General features: G+C 37.9%; 12 protein-coding genes. 4 read left to right on the plus strand and 8 right to left on the minus strand.

What is annotated here, in order from left to right:
* Nucleotides 1-42: 42 nt before the first annotated feature.
* Together IGI44_RS15295 and IGI44_RS15300 are read right to left on the minus strand one after the other, a co-directional pair.
* Nucleotides 43-5,412 carry a MucBP domain-containing protein gene (locus IGI44_RS15295; protein ID WP_438788620.1) on the minus strand — a complete coding sequence of 1,790 codons (5,370 nt, stop codon included), beginning with the start codon at nucleotides 5,410-5,412 and terminating at the stop codon, nucleotides 43-45.
* 253 nt (nucleotides 5,413-5,665) lie between these two features.
* Nucleotides 5,666-6,934, minus strand: a complete 1,269-nt coding sequence (locus tag IGI44_RS15300; protein WP_438788621.1) for a helix-turn-helix domain-containing protein — start codon at nucleotides 6,932-6,934, stop codon at nucleotides 5,666-5,668.
* A 472-nt stretch (nucleotides 6,935-7,406) separates the two neighbouring features.
* Between IGI44_RS15300 and IGI44_RS15305 the strand changes: the two genes are divergently transcribed.
* Nucleotides 7,407-8,294: a VOC family protein gene (locus IGI44_RS15305; RefSeq protein WP_438788623.1), complete on the plus strand. Its 888-nt coding sequence runs from the start codon at nucleotides 7,407-7,409 to the stop codon at nucleotides 8,292-8,294.
* 113 nt (nucleotides 8,295-8,407) lie between these two features.
* On the opposite strand, the gene IGI44_RS15310 is transcribed toward IGI44_RS15305, so the two are convergent.
* The 6 genes from IGI44_RS15310 to IGI44_RS15335 form a co-directional block, all read right to left on the minus strand.
* Nucleotides 8,408-9,106 (minus strand): winged helix-turn-helix domain-containing protein, encoded by a 699-nt coding sequence (locus IGI44_RS15310; RefSeq protein ID WP_438788624.1) that lies wholly within the window; start codon nucleotides 9,104-9,106, stop codon nucleotides 8,408-8,410.
* A 278-nt stretch (nucleotides 9,107-9,384) separates the two neighbouring features.
* Complete coding sequence (locus IGI44_RS15315) at nucleotides 9,385-12,984, minus strand: WxL domain-containing protein (RefSeq protein WP_438788625.1); 3,600 nt, start codon at nucleotides 12,982-12,984, stop codon at nucleotides 9,385-9,387.
* On the minus strand, nucleotides 12,965-13,327 hold the full coding sequence (locus IGI44_RS15320) for an LPXTG cell wall anchor domain-containing protein (RefSeq protein ID WP_438788626.1): 363 nt from the start codon (nucleotides 13,325-13,327) through the stop codon (nucleotides 12,965-12,967). The genes IGI44_RS15315 and IGI44_RS15320 overlap by 20 nt, the downstream gene beginning before the upstream one ends.
* A gap of 15 nt (nucleotides 13,328-13,342) precedes the next feature.
* Nucleotides 13,343-14,416 carry a DUF916 and DUF3324 domain-containing protein gene (locus IGI44_RS15325; RefSeq protein ID WP_438788628.1) on the minus strand — a complete coding sequence of 358 codons (1,074 nt, stop codon included), beginning with the start codon at nucleotides 14,414-14,416 and terminating at the stop codon, nucleotides 13,343-13,345.
* A gap of 50 nt (nucleotides 14,417-14,466) precedes the next feature.
* On the minus strand, nucleotides 14,467-15,162 hold the full coding sequence (locus IGI44_RS15330) for a WxL domain-containing protein (protein ID WP_438788629.1): 696 nt from the start codon (nucleotides 15,160-15,162) through the stop codon (nucleotides 14,467-14,469).
* 18 nt (nucleotides 15,163-15,180) lie between these two features.
* Nucleotides 15,181-15,897, minus strand: a complete 717-nt coding sequence (locus IGI44_RS15335) for a WxL domain-containing protein (RefSeq protein ID WP_438788630.1) — start codon at nucleotides 15,895-15,897, stop codon at nucleotides 15,181-15,183.
* Between the two features lie 399 nt (nucleotides 15,898-16,296).
* Here IGI44_RS15335 and IGI44_RS15340 point away from each other — a divergent pair, with 399 nt between their 5' ends.
* The 3 genes from IGI44_RS15340 (at nucleotide 16,297) to IGI44_RS15350 (ending at nucleotide 20,099) form a co-directional block, all read left to right on the plus strand.
* A complete protein-coding gene (locus IGI44_RS15340; RefSeq protein WP_438788631.1) occupies nucleotides 16,297-17,748 on the plus strand; it encodes a helix-turn-helix domain-containing protein in 1,452 nt (483 codons plus the stop codon).
* 283 nt (nucleotides 17,749-18,031) lie between these two features.
* On the plus strand, nucleotides 18,032-18,625 hold the full coding sequence (locus tag IGI44_RS15345) for an RNA polymerase sigma factor (RefSeq protein ID WP_438788632.1): 594 nt from the start codon (nucleotides 18,032-18,034) through the stop codon (nucleotides 18,623-18,625).
* Nucleotides 18,609-20,099: a hypothetical protein gene (locus IGI44_RS15350; protein ID WP_438788633.1), complete on the plus strand. Its 1,491-nt coding sequence runs from the start codon at nucleotides 18,609-18,611 to the stop codon at nucleotides 20,097-20,099. The genes IGI44_RS15345 and IGI44_RS15350 overlap by 17 nt, the downstream gene beginning before the upstream one ends.
* Nucleotides 20,100-20,102: the final 3 nt, after the last annotated feature.

The following is a 20,102-nucleotide window of genomic DNA, read 5'->3' on the forward strand; positions in this document are numbered from 1 at the left end:
TAAGAAATCCTTTTGCAGTTAAGGAGCAGAATATCTAGGATTTTATTCTGCTCTCCTCCTCTTATTGAGGTATTGCTCTAGTCCTAAAGAAAATACGACTAGCAGAGTTCCTATTATTATAAACAAGCTATTTTTTCGATCATTCATTTTAGGAAAAACTTTTGCATTACCCGTCTCACTTGTATTGGACCGCGCTGCTTTTGTTTGGATGCTCTGACCATCATTTCTTTGAGCTTTATCCTGTAGTTTAAGTGTATCATTTGAATCAACTGTTTTTATTGGAGAGTCTTTTTTCTGATTATCATTTTCATCTGATGGCTCCTTGGGAAGTTCATTAACTTTTTTTACTTCCTTATAAACATAAGCAACGATAATCGCTTCATAGCCAACTGTCCCTTGAGCATTACTTGGAACTTCGATCAATTCATACGTTTTTCCATCATGCTCGATTGTTTTTGGTCCTTCTGTACTGTATTCCGTATTTACTCGTTGCGTACTCTTTTCAGGTTCACGCAGCTCGTTACCGTCTTCATCTTTATAAGTAACAGTGATTGGTGTAATCTTCACGTATTCCACTGGGAAGTCGGTATCTTCCTCTGGATATTCGGTTGGAATATCTTCGTCGGGTGTCACGCGCTCGTACCCTGGAATTTCCGGCACAGTGATTTCCACGGATTCACCCGGGATACCTGGATAGTTCTCTGTTGGATACCCGTCGATAGGATCACCTTTTTCATCTGTTGGCGTTACGGTGATAGTTGTCTTATCTTTCACTTTTTTATAGACATAGTCAACCTTGATTTCTTCATAGCCAACTGTCCCTTGAGCATTACTTGGAACTTCAATCAATTCATACGTTTTCCCATCATGCTCGATTGTTTCTGGCCCTTCTGTATTGTATTCCGTATTTACTCGTTGTGTGCTCTTTTCAGGTTCATGCAGCTCGTTACCGTCTTCATCTTTATAAGTAACAGTGATTGGTGTAATCTTCACGTATTCCACTGGGAAATCGGTATCTTCCTCTGGATATTCGGTTGGAATATCTTCGTCGGGTGTCACGCGCTCGTACCCTGGAATTTCCGGCACAGTGATTTCCACGGATTCACCCGGGATACCTGGATAGTTCTCTGAGGGATACCCGTCGATAGGATCACCTTTTTCATCTGTTGGCGTTACGGTGATAGTTGTCTTATCTTTCACTTTTTTATAGACATAGTCAACCTTGATTTCTTCATAGCCAACTGTCCCTTGAGCATTACTTGGAACTTCGATCAATTCATACGTTTTCCCATCATGCTCGATTGTTTTTGGTCCTTCTGTATTGTATTCCGTATTTACTCGTTGCGTACTCTTTTCAGGTTCACGCAGTTTCTTACCGTCTTCATCTTTATAAGTAACCGTGATTGGTGTAATCTTCACGTATTCCACTGGGAAATCGGTATCTTCCTCTGGATATTCGGTTGGAATATCTTCGTCGGGTGTCACGCGCTCGTACCCTGGAATTTCCGGCACAGTGATTTCCACGGATTCACCCGGGATACCTGGATAGTTCTCTGTTGGATACCCGTCGATAGGATCACCTTTTTCATCTGTTGGCGTTACGGTGATAGTTGTCTTATCTTTCACTTTTTTATAGACATAGTCAACCTTGATTTCTTCATAGCCAACTGTCCCTTGAGCATTACTTGGAATTTCGATCAATTCATACGTTTTCCCATCATGCTCGATTGTTTCTGGACCTTCTGTATTGTATTCCGTATTTACTCGCTGTGTACTCTTTTCAGGTTCACGCAGCTCGTTACCGTCTTCATCTTTATAAGTAACCGTGATTGGTGTAATCTTCACGTATTCCACTGGGAAGTCAGTATCTTCCTCTGGATATTCGGTTGGAATATCTTCGTCGGGTGTCACGCGCTCATACCCTGGAATTTCTGGTATTTTGATTTCTACGGATTCACCTGGGATACCTGGATAGTCCTCTGTTGGATACCCATCTATGGGGTCACCTTTTTCATCTGTTGGTATCACTTTTAGGGTTACTTGATTTGAACGAAACACACCTGCATTTAAATAATGTTTGTAGGTAATATCATTTACTTCGAACTCAATTGTATTTTTGTCCTTCAAATTATTTCCAATTATAGGATATGCGTAATTTCTATATTGTGTTATTTGGTCATTAGGACCTAGTTCGAATTCAATTTGGTATTTTCCAAAAGGCAACTCGCCAAAAAAGTACTCGCCAACATTATCTGTAGTTGTCTCATCCGTTTTTTCATATTTTTCACTGTCTTCATTATACTTTCGTAAAATAACTTTATAATTGTCAATCGTCTCATCTTTTGCCTCTGAGTAAATACCATTTTCATCTTTATCTAAAAAGACTTTTCCACCTACGAAGGGATTTATAACAGTCGCTTGGCTATTGCCCGATTCAATCACATCCATCGTTTTGTTCGTTCGTGTTCCAAACGAATTATTGGCGAACTCACCAAACTTTATCGTCTCTGCATCAGCAATTTTAGCATCATATTCAAAATAAACTTCAGATTCTCCTTTTAAAACAGTCCCATCAAGTGATGTGATCTTGATTTTCTTTACTGATGAAAAATCTGAAACCTGTTCTGCTGGAATCCACTCAGATTCAAAATCTTCCTTATATGTCGCCTGTTGTTCATCCAATGAATACAAAACTTCATATCCTTCAGGACCTCTTACTGGCCCACTAAGAGTCACTGGAAACTCACTATTTCTTGCCTCTGTTTCATCAGTCAATACATGGTCTCCGACATATGGCAAGACATTTAATGACTCAGTAAATGGGTAATCCGTTTTCGTTGAATTTTGAATAAATAATCGGTAAGTAACCTCATTTTCTGGGACTACCACACTAGTTGAGAGAAATGGCGCTTGACTCTCAGATTTATTTTTAACTTTAACAAAATTCGTCAAAGCTTCAGCTCGACGGATATTTATCGTTTGTTTACCATGATAAACGAGTTCTTCTTTATTCCCATTATCATTTATATCAAGCGAGTCAGGTATCCCAACATACTTATCATTCGATTTATCTATATATTTGTCCTGATCTCCCCAAATAAAGTAAGACTCGATTTCGTTTTCTCCAACATTTGCATCAAAATTCAGGTTTAACGAATAATTTGCAGTTAATGATTGGTTTATCAGCTGCGCATCCTCATGTAAAAAGAAATAGGCATTTTTTCCTGTTCCCCTATAATTTTCTATTACCTTTGTTGGCAAAATATATGATTGACTTAAATACCGTATATTGGTCCGTTCTAATTCGATACCTTTGGGTGTTAATAATACATGTCCTATGATGCCGTCAATTTTTTGTGGTACTTGTTCCTCACCAGTTCCTAAATCTGTGATGAAAGTTACTGAGTGAGTGTAATTCACGTTGCTTCCGATAAATGCCTCATTTCGATCAAGATAACCGCCAAAATTTGAAAAGTAGGGCTCTTTAAGTAAGCGGAAGCTCGGCCCTGAATATTCACGGCTCAAAAGTGTAAACTCAGGAGGATCTTGGACATCAAAAGTGGCTACAAACGGAAAAAAACTCTCGTTTTTTCCCGGTTCTGTTAATTGGCTGCGAATGTCATTGATATTTTCTTTATCTAAACCAAATAGCAAACCCAGTGTTAACTCGCTAGATTTTGTATCACGCATCTTGATAGAGTCATTAAATACTAGCTTATAGGTTTTATATTTCCCTAAATCTTTTTTTAGAATGTAGTCATCTTTGTTCGTTGTAGTGGGAATATTCTCTGCAACGATCGTCTCATTTCCGGATTCATCAATACCAATCAGCTTATTATTACTTAACTGCTCAAGTTCTTCTTGGCTCAGGTTTGGCATCTCGGTTAGCAAGTGAAACCCTTGAAGTCCTGTGGATAGATTATCAAAATCCTCATTTGAGAAATCAATCGTAATTGTATCAACAGTAATCGTATTTTCTCCTGACTCTGTGTAAGAAAATCTTCCTGTAGCATCTGCATAAAACATCAAATTTTCTGTTGCTTCGGATAAAGTAACGTTTGAACCAGTCGTCTTCTTCTCCTTTTCTGAATAAAAACCAGCGGATGAATTGACAAAAAAGAGTCTGTCTTTCTGCGGTTTATTTCCCAAACTAATTTTCAATTCGACTGTATTTTCATCTAGTAAAACACGACTACCATCATCTTCGATATAGGAAATAGAGTATTTAACGGGCACAGTTTGTCCATTCGCTACACCAGGTATTTTTAATTTTGAGGGAAAAACAAATCCTTTTGGAACACTCGCGCCACTTATGTTTCGAGGAGCTATTACCCATTCTCCAACATTTCCGTTTATTTCGGATGACTCGAAAAAAATCGAACTAGGATCCTCAAATGTATGATTTTCACCTGGCAATTCAATCTTGACTATCACAGATTTATTCTCAACACCATAATGCGTACTATCTACAGGATCAATCTCATCATTGATAAAGGACCGCAAAAAAACAAAGTTATAGTTTTTGGCCGAAGCATTTGATTTTCCGTTTTCAACCTCTGTGTAACTATAACTGATACTATCTGATTGTCGCTCTAAGTCTGTCTTGTATACAGTCATCGTTCGAGCAGTAGCCAGATAAGTATCTTTCCGTAACTCTTCTCCTTCACTAGTAAGTAATTTAAACGGAACCTCGATTTGTCCGTCATCACGATACCCTATTTCATTCGTAGTGACAGTAAACGGGATTACCATATCTTGCCCAGGAGATAATCGGTTGAGGGTCACTCTTATTATTCTAGCTAAACTGACAGGATCAACGATTTGTTCTATCGCCTTAATATTAGCGCTGCCTTCATTTGGAAAATTCTTTAGATTGATACCTTTAAATTTATCTGCAGGGAACGTGTACTCTATTCTAGGTTCAACGTACGTTTCTTGTTGTTCTTCTAGTTGCGTATACTGCAGTATTGTTTTTAAGTTCAAAGTCTCTCCGCTCACAAAATCTGTTGTTGAATTGTTTAAGTACTGGGAACCGCTCATAGAAGTATCGTATTCTGTTCTGAAGGAAATCGCATCGAGGTTGTTCTTAAGCATACTCTTAGTTGCCGGTATCTCTTCTATACTTGGATTATGGCTTTCCTTTACTGAATTTTGTTTAGCATTCGAACTGTCCTCGCTTGTATTGCTTTTTTCTAGCTCTTCAGAACTTTGAACTGTTCCTTCATTTTTTTCCACTTTCGCTTTCTCAATTACTTCTTGTTCATTTTTCTCTTGAGGAGTCTTTTCATTTTCTCTACTCTCTGTTTGATTATTTACGGATGAGTTTATTTCTTCCGCAAACCCATATCCTCCTGATATTAACGTATTTGTTAGTAATAAAATTACTAATACAACTGACATTCTCTTTCTCATTATAAATCTCTCCTCACCTATTTACTTATTTTCGTTATGAGAAACATCAATTTTTGCGCTAAATAAAAATATGCGCTGTTCACCTATACGTGCGCTTTTTACAAACCAACTTACTCTTTTAATGGTCACATAACGTTATTTACATTTAATACTTAAATTATAATTGTGATAATATAATTTAAGTTATTATGAAAAGAACTCACAAAAAAAAGTAATTTGTCGTTTTATGACAAATTACTTTTCAATGATGACTTTAGACCAAACTCTTACAGCCAAAATAAGTATTTGATATCTTAATTGCTACTTTTCCCCAAATCGCCGCTTGTTTGTATCTCTTCCTGACCTCAAAAATTTGAATCATTTTTTTGCAAATATCTACTCCTTGGAATGGATTAATCGAAACATTTCTTTCTTCTGAAAAAAAATCTTCACTGATTGATTCACATCGAATATATTGTTCATTATAAAAACTAAGCATGAATTCATAAAACAAACGATTTGGATGGTTTAATTTTTCATTGTTTTTTGCTTCAAGTTTTTTTACTAGCTCGTTAGCCTCATTCATTCTATTTTCAGAGAGTAATACAGTAGCAAAGGTATAGACATACGCTTCAAAATCTCTTATGTAATCTTCATCATTTAACCGTTCAATAATCGCCTCAAAGACATTCTCAGAAGAAACTAGATTTGAATTTGTATAGGAATATAACAAGACCTTCGAGATACATTGTCTGACAAATCCTTCACTCTTTTTATCATAATTAATGTCTTTAATATTTTTCTCTAAAAAATAAGTTGCCTCTTCTGAAAAGCCATAATACAGCATGCATTGACCATATAAATAGTTCCATGCATCCATAAAATAAGTTTTTTCCTGCACACTATTTTTCATATCTCTCACTTCTGGCAACTCTTTTAATAGCTCAGAGCGCATACCTGATTCCCACTTAAGTAGCAAATTCAAAATGACTAAATATGCTTTTGTTTCTTTATTAGCTGTTAACTCCATAAGCTCATCACTAAGTTCTATAGATTTAGTCAGATGACCCGTGGACATCTCTGAGTGGATACAATAAATGTACAATACTTCTAACAAAAGACTGTATGAATAATTCTCCTTTTCATTGTTGAGAATATCGCAAAGAAAATGACTGATCTTTTGATTGTACAATGCATCATTTTGAAAAGCTAAATCCATTAGCTCTATTGAAAAGTAGGTTTCAACTGTTAATTCATGACTCAATATATCTTCTCTTAATTTTTTAAAAGTTCTATACTCGCCTCTGATTGTTGATTGTAGTGCTAAAACAAGTTGATCTTTCACTACTAGTGATTCGTTTTCTACAAATTCGCTTCGCACGCCATAACAATTTTCAATCGAAATTAGAAACTCGATACTAGGAACTCGGCGATTCCCCTCAATGTTTGATAGGTGAGGAATACTAATATGTCCCATTTCAGCGATTTCCTTCATGTCGTACCCCGCCACCAAACGTTTAAGCTTCAATAAGTATCCAATCATAAAAAAACCCTTCCTGTAATTATTCTTACTGGCTCTTAAAAGTGCTCATACTATAAATAATTGATCCATCATCTATAGAAAACGAATATTTGCGATTTTCGCACTATTTGTTTTCATACTTTAATAGCGTTCTGAAATAATATCCAGTTATATAAATGAAAATGATTTCAGCTAAAAAAATCTAGACTATTAGCTAATTACATACTATAAAATATTTCTAAATAAAATATAATATATTACTTCTAATCATTATATTACTATATTATTTATCGGACAAATTTGAAGCACTTTCAAAATAATCAACATAGTTTTAATGTTTCCAATTAATCGGAATATTTGGAAAATATAATTATTTTATTCTCTTATCAAGTCCGTCAGAATCATCAAATGTTATATCCCTAAGTCACTTAACTTGCTTAACCTCGAATCTCCTCTTATACTTATTAAAAGTAAGCAAAAAGAAGGGATTTCTATGGCAGCATTTCATCATATCTCACTATTAACCAAAGACAGTCATGAAAATGTGCGTTTTTATACCGAAGTTTTAGGGATGCGTTTTGTTAAAAATACCGTCAATCAGGACAATCATCGGATGCTTCACTATTACTATGGCGACTATCAAGGAGCACCTGGTAGCGTCGTGACCTTTTTCATCGTCCCTCATTTAGGACATCGCTATGAGAATAAGAACTTTATTGCGACGATCGGTCTGAAGCTTCCCCAGAATAGTTTGGATTATTGGAAGGAACGCTTCATTCACTATTCGATTGACTATACAATCAATGACCGTCAAATCCATTTATTTGATCCCGATCAGGTGGAAATCATTTTGACTGAGACTGATTTGCCGCCATTGGCCTTGGATCATCAAGTGAAAAATGAGGTTCCGGTGGATAAGCAGATTTTAGGCTTGAATTCTAGTCAGATTCACGTCAACGATCCTCAAGCGACGAGTGACTTCTTTGAAACGTTCTTAGGCTGGACAACGATTGATCAACGGATTCAATTGAACGCAACGGATTTTCTCGAAATTCTCCCTACTGAAACGGACAAACCTAGTCACATGGGACGAGGCAGTGCGGATCATATCGCCTTTGCTGTTACGGATGATGCCGCTTTAGAAGCGCTTCATCAACGGGCAGAAAAACAAGGCTGGCAAATTGAGAAAATCGTTTCGCGCGGCTATTTCAAGAGCCTCTATATTCGTGAACCTGGTGGGAACCGAATGGAGTTTGCGACCCTCACACCTGGCTTTACCATTGATGAGCCTTTGGAGAAATTAGGGGAAAGCTTTGCTTTGCCACCTTTTTTGGCTAATCAGCGAGAAGAGATTGAAGCGAATGTTTATCCAGAGAAATAGCAAAAAGAAGCATGGAATGAGTGTCGTCTTAACATTCATCCCATGCTTCTTTTACTATGAACTGTCGTTGTTTACGAAGTACTACATTTGAACCGACTTTTCTAAGCTGAAATTCAACTATTTACTTTCACTTTTGTTGACCACCATTCTTGAATTTCTTGGTCAATCTGATAGCCCTTACCCCAGATGGTACCAATGCACTCTTTTTCAAACCCCATTTGTTCAAACTTACTCTTTAGCTTACTAATCAAAAAAGATAAATGTGAGAGATTAGAGTTTGTGGTATTGCTTTCCCACAGCTTTTGGCATATCTCATTTCTAGAGACGATTTGCTTCGGATGTTCACAGAGTATATCCACTAATGAACGCTCCAATCTTGAGAAGTTAGGGATTACTTGTATTTTTAAAGGCCTTCTTTGAAAACTATTCTGTCCACCATTTTCCAAACTCTCAAAGCTGTTTATCAGCTCTCTTACTTCACTTTTCGTCATTTCTGAATGAATCCACCCTTTCAAACCACGAGTGGACCACTCTTGCATTTCTTCTTTGTTTGGCAGGGAAGCATCCTTTCTAATCACGGGTAAAGAATAAGGGCGAATATTTTCTAATAAAAGGTGCATCTCCTTGTCTGAGATCGTATCACTTAGAAGCACAATATCGTAGCACTCAAAAAAATCAACTAACGGCGCATTCTCCAGTACTTTCTCCAACAAGTTACTTGAACAGAACACTTCAAAGTTTAACAGTTGAAGTTCATTTTGAAATTCCTGATCAACAAGGATATTTTTTGTTAAGAACAGAATTTTTTTCACGTAGGGTCTCTCCTTGTTTAATATATTAGTGAATGAAAATTAAATCTATTTTAGGTAAAGCAGTTTTTAATTATAAGCAAATAAGCGGTTTTAGGCAATAATCACATACCTGTTTGATAGAATCGTTTTTACCACTCATCTTTCTTCAAAAAAACGAATGCTTTTGAGATTGCGCGGACGACTTGTTCAATTCTTAAAAGCATTTTATTCAGTTTTCTATGTAGTCATCTAGAATGTGCTTCATTCTAGATGACAAAAGACTCGTTACTATGCTGTGCTTACTTCGTTACTCCAGCTTCTACCGTCCACGTAATTGTAGACTGATAGGTTTTTCCAGCTTTCCCTTGTCCTTTTGGTACTCGTAATTTCACTTGATTTTTCTTCCAAACATAGGTGGATTCATTCTTAGAATTTTCGCCATCCCCTTTGAAAATGGAAGAAGGTGCTGAAGTTAGAGCCACTTCGCCATTTGAGCTCAAACCATTCGGATTCATAGCAGATGCCGTTTTCTTGTTATACATGTCTCCACTTGGCAAGACCAAGGCCGCTCCAGTTAATTGATCCGCACCAGAAGCAAAGGTAGTTGCCGAAGCCTTCAATGTCCAACCAGTTGCCGCTGGTCGTTCATCCGCTACCTGTACCCATTGATCCGTTGTTCCTTGTGCTTGGTACTCCATGTCTTTCCATTGGACTTCTTTTGTGCCGATATCAAAGGTTGATGGCACATAATCCAAACGAAGCTCTCCGTGTTCTCCTGTTCCTTCATTTTCATTGTCACTTGGATCCGTTGTAGAAGGATCTCTTGGATCAATTAAATTCGATAGAACAGTTAAATTCACTTCCGTCTTCAAATCAGCTGCTAATTGATTTCCAGTAGTTGCTCGAACAACAAACGTGACCACATAAGGCCCACCCACTGTATTTGGAATCGTAGCAATGTTTTCTACTTCAACGATCAAATCTGTTAAGTCACCATTGATAATTGTTTGCGCCTTAGCGTTCATACCTTTTTTCAAATAATCAGCATAGCTGGTTGATCCGACAGTAAATCCTGAAACATCGCTCCAACGTACCGTCAAATCATTCGCCTGAATAGTATTAATACTATTGGCTTTATGAACAACTAGCTTCACATCTACAGGATCAGAAGTATTTCCGCGGGTATCATCAATAATCACCTGTTCTGTGTATTCTTGAATATCCTGACCATTCGTGATGGTCGCTGAGCCGCCTGAAACAATCCCATTTCCACTATACGTGTAACCGAATTTATCTTTGTCTGTCTCCAACGCATTCGTATCTTCCACGCTAGCAATAAAGTCTTTAATAGAAGGAATTGCATCGCCTTCGACTACGTGAATCGTCCGACCTTTTCCAGTTGGTTTTGTCACATCTTTTACGACTGTTTCTAAATACTTGTCTGGATGACCGACATAGCTTACTTTGATCGTTTCTCCCCAATGGAACGGACGTGATAATGCACCTTTCCATTCGAAGCTGCCATCTGCTTTGACAGTCACCTGTCTTTGGTCAGCTGGTAATAAATCCAACGGTCCGCCGGATAGTTCGACCATTCCGCCTGGCGGCTCTGCCGTACCAGTAACACTATACTCATTTTTCGTTTCATTTGTTATTTCATCAATCGTCTTTACGTTAAATACGATTGGATCAACAACGAGCCGTTGTGCTTTTGATTTGTACTCTGAATTGAACTTACTAACCGTTCCATTATCTACAAACCCGTCCGCCAAATTGGTTGATTTTGAGCCGACGGTTGTATTTGTATAAGCAATCTTCGTTTTGTTTAATGGATGGAAGCTGTTGTCAGGGTTCGCATCATCAAAGTTGCCATTATCCCATAGACGGATGCGATGAACATAGTCATTCGCCGCTGGAATATTCATCGTTCCATTTAATGAAAACAGGTGGTCCTCTGCCGCTCGGGTAAATCCGATATCAAAGGTTGCCTGATCCGCAATAGTGATCGATGATCCGGCCGTAGTCATTTTTAATAAGCCATCTGTATTGCCGCTGGCACTTCGTAATTTAAAGCTCGAAGCCTCATCTAGATCTAGGCTAGCCTTGCCGCCAAAGTAAATTGCATCGCCAACGGCTTTTGCTGGATCGTTGGTCTCACCTACAGTTAAATCAAAGCTGGCATTTTTACCCAACTTGATTGAACCAGTATTTTTGAAATAAATCGGCGTCTCATCTTGACCACTGACCGCAGTTGTTTCATCGACCATCCCAGTGAAGCTGGCGTTTTCACCTAATTCGATCGAACTGTCAGCTACTTCCATTTGAAGAACTGTCGCATGATCTCGTCTCGGTGCTCCATTATGAATTTCTACTTCGGTGTTATCACCAAAATAGATACTATTGCTTCGACCTACTAATGACGCAGGTCGCTGATTATCTGGCCAAGTATTCGCATCACTTGGAAGATCCGAAACCAGCGAGATACTCCCTGGCGCGTAATCATTTACATACCAAGGTCCCGTTTTAGTCGGTGTCTTTAAATTGCTCATCGTGATTTTCGTCCCTGCACCATCTTCTGTGTAGAAGTTTCCACGAGGATAAAACACAAAGTTCGCTCCTAGACGACCATTATCCATCTGGATATTTGAACCGGCTTTAACATAGATTTCACCAACAGCGACATTGGCACTTCCGCGATAACTCCCTCCAACATAGCGCTGGTCGATCGTCACTTGCTGTCCGTCAATCGGTGATGAGTATGTTTCTGTTGGAGAACTCGTCATCGACGTATTTCCTGAAAGGATCAGTCTACCTCTAGAGCCTTCAAATGCCTGCGCACCATATTGGGTATAATTATGGGCTGTTATCACGTTTCCTGCGTTGGCATTGTATAAATCCGCAACGCCCCATTCATTCCCATTGTAGACAGTCACATTTTGGAACACGATATCCCAATCATTATTATTGAAATAAACCGTCAGCTCGCGGAAATCAATGGTTTTATTGTTTCCGTTAATGATTAGCTTTTTATCACTGCGATTCGTAAAAGCCTGTATAACACCAAAGCCACTTGTTTTATCTGACATCTTGAAATTATCCGTAATATTGATATAGGTAATCTCTGTTTTGTTGTTATTGTTGCTGGCGCTTCCCATCGCAGTACCAATCGACAACGCATTATCCCATTCTGCGCGGGAACCTACATCAAAGTAGCTGACATTGTCAAATTGACCATCTGTTACCTGCGGAACGGGTAATGTTCTTGTTGTCGGTGATCCAAGATCTAGTGCCGCTCTTGTCCCACGTTTGGCTGAAGTTTCTTTTTCTTCAGCACTAGTTGTTTCTTCCGTGGCTTCTTTTTCAGTCACAGATGATTCTTCTGTTTCTTTGCTGCTTTCTTCTTCATCAGCCTTCGCTTCAGCTTCTTTATCAATTTGCAAAGCTTCTGTTTTACCGATTGCTTGATCATTCATTACGTGAACGCCTGCCATTGTTGTTTGTTCTGGCAATTTATCAAATGCCACGTCAAGTTCCAATGTTTGGCTTAAACTTTTTTGCAAATCAACCTCTAACACATTCGTCTGACTATCAAACGAAACCAACTCTGATTCTTGCTGATTTTTCCCTTTTGAATACGTCACTCCATCTGGAAGTTCGATCTGCAAACGGTCCTTTTGGATAGCCTGCCCTTCCAACTCCACTGGTGCATAATCGATCTTCAAGGAAAGTTGATCAGTCTTGGTGTCGACCGATACAGCAGACTTGCCATCTACTGTTAACTGTACCTGCGGATCAACAGTGTCTAGATCACTCTCTACTGCCGCTACACTACCAGAAGGAAGGACAATATTTAGCACCAACACCAAACTAGCCACCCAACTAGAAATTTTGTGCTTCATTATTTTCTTCCCCCTCTCTTCGTTTTTTTACCACGAATAATAGTATTCCTAAAACAAGAACTACTCCCGAAAGAAACAGCTTGTTGCTTAAGAGCTCGCCTGTTTTTGGTAATACTTTCCCTAGAACAGTAGCGTTTGAGCCCCCTCCTGTTTTAGGAATACTAGTAGTGTTCGAACCACGTACTTCGTCATCCTTTGCGTCCGTAGCTTCATCGCCCCAGCCAGACAGCTGGATTGTTGTTTCAGATTCCGCGTTAGATGTCGAAGCCTGTGCCGAAACAGGAGAAGCTGCTAAAAGAAACCCCAGTAAAGCTATACATACGATTACTGAAAAACGTTTCATCGCTTTATCTTCCTCCTATTGTTGTGTCTTTTTTTCCCTCTTTTTACGAAAGAGAACCACAAGTAATACAATCAACAAGAAGGCAATGATCGCAACCAGAATATAAAGCAGATAATTTGGCTCAGGTTCTGGATCATTGATCGCTTCCTCATTTAGCTTGTTGGCTTCTTCTCTTGTAACCGTGAAATCTTTCGTCCATTCCCATGTCTGCTCCTTCCACTTTGAATCAGTGGTCGTTGCTTTCAAGTGAAGAGTATAATTTCCCGCTTTTAATGGCTCCTTCCCTAAGAAAAAAGGAACGTTGAAATTGGAATTTGGGGCCATTTTTCGATCCTTCAGCTGACCAGTAAGCAGAGCATTCTTGCTGCCCTTTTTAGTGACTTTTCCAGTGAAATTCAAGTTTGAAATAATCGCTGGCTGATCGTTTTGAACATTGGCATTGATAACCTTCTGATAGTTATTTAAATCAGGAAAGACGTTTAACAGATTCATATTTGGAGCGGCTATTTCATTTTGAATTGTCAATTTAACAGCCATCGCATAAGCAAAACGATTTTCAATATTGATACCTGTTTTTTTCTTTTCCTCTTTTTTTGTATCAGACGAAGCTTGATCATCCTTTTCAAAATACCAAGAACCTAAAATGACACCCTCTGGCGCATCCTGCGGAACGTTTAGTTTCATCGTGACAACTTTTTTCTCTCCTGGTGAAAGCGTCTCTGTACCGTTTCCTTTGATTTCTGCAATATCTGAAAAAAGAAACTTCAGACTCTTGTCCTCATTTTCTTTTGCTAAAGGGGCAGAATAATTGATCTCGCCATTAGCATTTGTATAGGTGGTATAATCACCCATTTTAATTTTCATTCCAGCAGAACTATGATTGGTTACTTCTGCTTGAATGTCAATTTCGTCTCCCGGATTCGCCTTTAAATCATAAAAGGAACTAGTCTCATCTACCTGAGGAGTGGTCGGTGCTACTTTAGCAACGCTGTATCCAGCACTTTCACCTTCTTCGGCATGCACCGCAAGAGAGGGGCCGACTGCTAGAATAAGCGCGAAAGTAAAAAAAAGTTGTCTTAAACGTTTCACGGATGCTCTTCCTTTCCAACTACTATCTTAACTATTGTTTATCGAACGGTTTATGGCGCAGCAGTAACTGTCCAAGTGATCGTTGAATTGAATGTTCCAGTAGCCGCTGTCCCTGGTGCGACCGTTAATGAAGCTGGTGTTGTTTCTGCAACATTGCTAGTTGTATTTCCTTTACCAACTAGGTCATCTTTTTTCACTGTTTTTAATACAGTAACAGCTGAGCTTGATCCAACAGGAATACTCGCAGCAGTTGCTAAGATTGTGTCATCCGCAATTGCGTCAGTCGTTGCCGTATTTCCTTGTGTTGCATTCGCAATACTGTTACGTACTACACCTTTTGGTAACGCTAAAGATGAACCGGTTAATTCTTTTGTTCCATTTGAAAATTCTGTACGGCTTGCAGTCACCGACCAGCCATTTGTTCCAGCATCACGGTTATCACGAACTTCTAGGTAATTTGTCACTGTTTCTGTATCGTTGTAAGTCCCACCTGCTTGATTTACTTCATGTGAACCAAAATCGAACCTTGGAACGACTTTCAAGATCAACGGACCTACTTCTGGTGTTGGAATAACTGGATCTGGATTTGGCTTACTTGGATCTGTTGGATCACTTGGATCGCCACCACCTGTGTTTTGTTTAAATTCAACTGTCCCTGTTGAATCAGCAGCAAATGCAGATGAAACGCCTCCCAAAAGCATTGTGCTCATCATTAAACCTGCAACCATTAATTTTGTCTTTTTCATAATAAATAATTCTCCTTTTTAGTTAGTTGGACCGCCATCAGTTAGGATCCAGTAAATTTTATTCGAATACTCGCCTGCTTTAGCTGTATCTTTCGGGATGTTGAGAGATACACTTTGAGACTGCCAAGAATTCGTTGATGTTGATTTTCCTGCCTTTTTCGTTGTATCACTTGGAGCACTAAAAATGATCTTCTCTTCATTGCTTACTTCTACACCATAAGTCGTTAAATCAGAAGCTAGCTCCGTCGAACCGGCACTGTTGTTTCTATTCCGTGCTTCTCCTACTGGAAGAATCAACGTCGCACCTTTCAGTTCATACGTCGTTTTTTCATCTCGCAAATACCCGTCTTGACGAACCTTCAATGTCCACCCATACGTATCTGCATCCCGATTGTCCGTCACCTGCAAATATTGCTTGTGATCTGAAACACCTTCTGCTTGATACTCATGTGCCGCATGATACATCTTTTGTGTCCCAAAATAGAATCCTTTCGGAGCTACATCTAATGACAAAGGTCCCTTCTCGTCAGTCGGCGGATTGTTAGGATCTTCAGGCTCCTGCGGTTTCGATGGATCTAAAGGATTTTTAGGATCTGTAGGCGAACCATTTTCTACTAAATTAATTTCTCCATCTGACTGAACTTGATTTGCAGCTGCATATCCCAAAGCATTAAAACTTACACCCATTCCAACAAGCCCTACAAAGAAAATCTTTCTGAACATCCTCTTTTTCATTTACTTCACCTCCTTAATCCGCATATAATCCCCTTATTAGAAAACACTACTCGGCTTCCTGAATTTAACTTCTTAAAAATTAATTAAATTATAAAGAAATTATTTTGCAAATATTTTTAATATATTAGTTACGAAATTAGTGTAACAACAAAAAGATATTTTTGTAAACATTCTATTTATGATTAATTTTTGTGGTTTTCTCTTAAAAAAGGTCTTTTACCCCCTCAAAAAAACATTGATTTAATCGACTTCTTGTTAAAAACAACCAACTTTCTAAACATATCTTTATTATTTTTTAACCGATTTATAGTTAAAAAACGAAAATATGATTCTCTTCAATAATGTGATTTGTTACTATAAATCCAACCGGAAAATAATTAAATTATGAGGGAGAATTAAATGAAATCTATATTATTAAGCGACGACTCAAAAAAAAAAATTGAAATTTTTCTTGAAATGAATAACTTAGAGGATGGGAAGTATTCTATAAGTACCATTATTAACTTGCTGCGATTTTCTAAAAACACTGTCTATCACCTGTTGGAGAGTATTGCGATAGATTTAGATACACTTTTTAACTACAAACTCTTTGATGAAAACGGCAAAATAATTTGGTCAAAAAAAGCCTTTGATATGAATCGTTACAATCAATTCTTGTTACAAAAATCACTCCCATACAAGTTCATCTTATTCATCTTACGAAATCCTGATAAAACATTAGAGGATTTTTGCAGCGCTTCCTTTACTAGTGCATCAACCATTCGAAGAACACTCCAACCTTTTTTGACTTTTCTAAAAAAATTTGAAATAAAAGTAAATTTATCTTCTATGAAATTAGAAGGAAATGAATATGAAATACGGATGTTGTTCCATACCGTCCTTTGGTCATGCTCATTAGGTCAAGGAATTATCTCAGTTCAAGAGAATGTGGAAAAGGAAGAGGAGGTACTAAAAAAACTCGGTTTTGCGGACTGTCCCTATATTAATACCAACGACATCCTGACGATTCTGTTAATCGCAAAATTGAGGATTCAAAATAATTTCCCTGTGCTTGAGCCTCCCGCTTCCATTGATTTTGTTCCTGTTAAAACGACAGATGTACTACTTGACTATTTATCTAGTTTTATTTCCTCCACCGCTTTGTTGGAGGCGGAAGTGAGAAGCATCGTATTTCAGATTTATTTTTCAAATCTTTATTTTCACAAGGATGACGTAAGAGTGACGGATATCCATCACTATTATCTTGAAAAAAAGAAGGGGAGTAAATTTATTCCAGTAATAGATAAGTTATTCCGAAGACTTGACCTAAACACAGATCACAACCGGACACTTCCATTAGTGAATTTGATTTCTATTTTTTTGAGTTTTTCGCTCAATCGCAGACCATTACCTTGGATGAATGAATTTTCGGATTATGAGGTTCTATTTCCAAGTATTGCTCCTCAAAAGATTACTACCGTAGAAGCATTTTTTTCAAAGATTTCTTGCAAAAAAGAATTCAATTGGCTTTCCAAGTATCCACCTGAGTTTTATAAATATGTTTATTACATCTTAAATCCTTACATAGTCGAAAAATCACTCAACGTTAAGGTAGCGATCGTCCCGATTCCAAATCATCGGATCATGTCCGAACTCGATCATTTTCTGTCTCTATTTTCCTTCGTTGATGTCAGCTATAACGATCAAGCCGATTCAGACATCGACTTATTCATTAGTACATTCGAATCATTAGTCCCTGATGAAACGACCTCATTTTTTTTAGTCAGTACAAATGAACTTTCATTAGAGACGAAAAATCATTTATTTTCCATTATGTACAAGCTTTACTTTGAGAAAAAAGAGAAAGCATAGGCACAGTTTCCTATTCTCTTCCCTGTTCACTAACTAAAAAGAAGCCGACTAGACTGTTTTACGTCTAATCGGCTTCTTTCGCCTAAAAATTTTTAATGATACAGGACAGTCAGGATCCCATTATCTTTTTTAAACCTTTATGTACTTTACTTTTAACTATTTAGTATATTGGATAAAAGCAATACTTTTAGCAACCTAACTTTATTTATAGAAAATTGGAAAAGCTCAAGTATATTCCCAAGCTTGCTGTGTATATATAGGTGACAGAAACAATTGAAGGGAAGTGATCTTTTTGGAAGACTTGGAATTGCTGCAAAAAATTGTCCAACGAAACGAAGAGGCTTTTGAGACACTGATTGATAGGTACTCAAAACTGCTTTGGGTCGTTTCTTTATCCATACTTGGCAAGAATCATGATCCGCAGGATATTGAAGAAATTGTTAGTGAGACATTTTTAAGAATATGGAAGGCGCCGACAAAGTATCAACCAAAGCGCGGATCGCTGAAGAATTATCTGATCCTAATCACCAGGAGCCTCAGTATTAATAAGATTCAACGTAATCAAAAAGATTACCTGCTCAATGATGATTTCACACTTGAAAATGTACCAGCAGCAGAAGAAGATCGCTCGTTTATTGATGACATCGTTTATTTGATTAATAGTTTGAATAGCCCTATGCGTGAGATTTGTTTACAGCGTTATATTTTTGAAAATACCCCAGCGATGATTAGCGAGGATCTTAAAATCCCACTAAAAACCGTGAATAATTATCTTTATCGTGGGAAAAGGATTTTGCAGCAAACGTATGACGAAGAAGACATGACGTTTTTATTATCACTAAGTAAAGGAGCGGATCGAAATGGCAAAAAAATATGATGAACACCCATTAGGGAAGCTTTCTGATGAAACGCTCGATCAAATTTTAGAACATTACGGCAGTGGCTACTCCGCTGAGAATAAAGCGAATATCCTACAAAAAATACAACTCAAAAAATCAGAACCCGTCGTTTTAGCTACCTTTTCGAAACGTAAATTATTAATGATTGCCGTACTCGTATTGCTGTTCCTTCCAATAGGAACCTATGTTGCAGCAAAACTTTGGGAGATTACTGTTGAAAAGCAGAACTATCAGCTCACAACAAAAATTGATAAACCCGCTGCTCAACAGCCGGATACTGGTAATTACCGATTAGTCGCTGACTATGTGCCGAAGTATTTTAAGGTTCATGATACACGTATAGAATTATCCTTTTATGAGGAAATAGCTGTATCTTCAAAAAATGACGAAAATTTGGAAAATCTAGCAAATTCGCGATCAATCTCCTTTACTCTCTATGAGTTAAACAAAAAAGAGACAGTTATCGATGACTACGTGAAGGATTATAAGGAGATCAAGCTTTCAAAAGGTTCCGCTTATATTTTTGAAAAATTAGACCCTTTTGAGAATACAGAAGCGATCATAGCGAGAAAATTTTTTGAAAAACAAAATAAGTTTGTCGAGTTGAAATGTTATGGAGACATTTCGGAAAAAGAAATCACGAAGATTCTTGATCAGCTGTCCTTAGTCAATGTGGCTACCAAAGAAGAAGCAACGATTTGCCCTGATTATCTAACTCCTGAAGATGAGTTAGAAAGGTTCGGGACTGTTGACCCAATGACCCTAGATAGCAACAACAAAAACGAGGTTGTTCAACTAAATGAAGGCATCCATACGATTGACATTAACGGTACACCAGTGGAGGAACTCACTGTTTCCAAGGTAACACTTAGCGATAAAATTGCTCAGAAATACCTGTCCATCTTAAAGAAACAAATGAAAGCTGGGACCTATGAGGAACGAGAATTTGGAGAGAAGTGGGATAAAAAAGGCAAGCTTCAACCGATCACAGCGATAGAATACACAAATGGAGATGGGAAAGATACTTTGAATAGAGAAATTAGGAAGTTTAAAATACAACCTAAGTATCTAGAAATTGAAATGAAGGTTAAAAACATGCAGGATAAAACGAGGAATTATTCTCCTATTACGCTACAGGTGGAACAATTAGCCAAACAGGGAAATTTCATTACGAACCTAAGTAATGAAACGACTCTGGTTCATAAAGACCTGTCAAATCCAATTGATCCTTATCGTTATATCGACAGTCCCGCCCATCCATTGCCAACGACCGTTGGAAAAATCGTTGATAATCTTATCGTGGATGAGCCTGAAGAGGAGCGACCAATCGCTCCGGGGGAAACAATTACTGTTACTGTGGGCTATATCTTAGCAAGAGAAAACTACAGTAATCTCTTTTTAAACATAAATGCCTACTTTCCTGACTATCGTTATATTCAATTGACTCAATAGCTC

Source organism: Enterococcus sp. DIV0756 (genome assembly GCF_051710745.1).
Lineage (GTDB): Bacteria > Bacillota > Bacilli > Lactobacillales > Enterococcaceae > Enterococcus_A.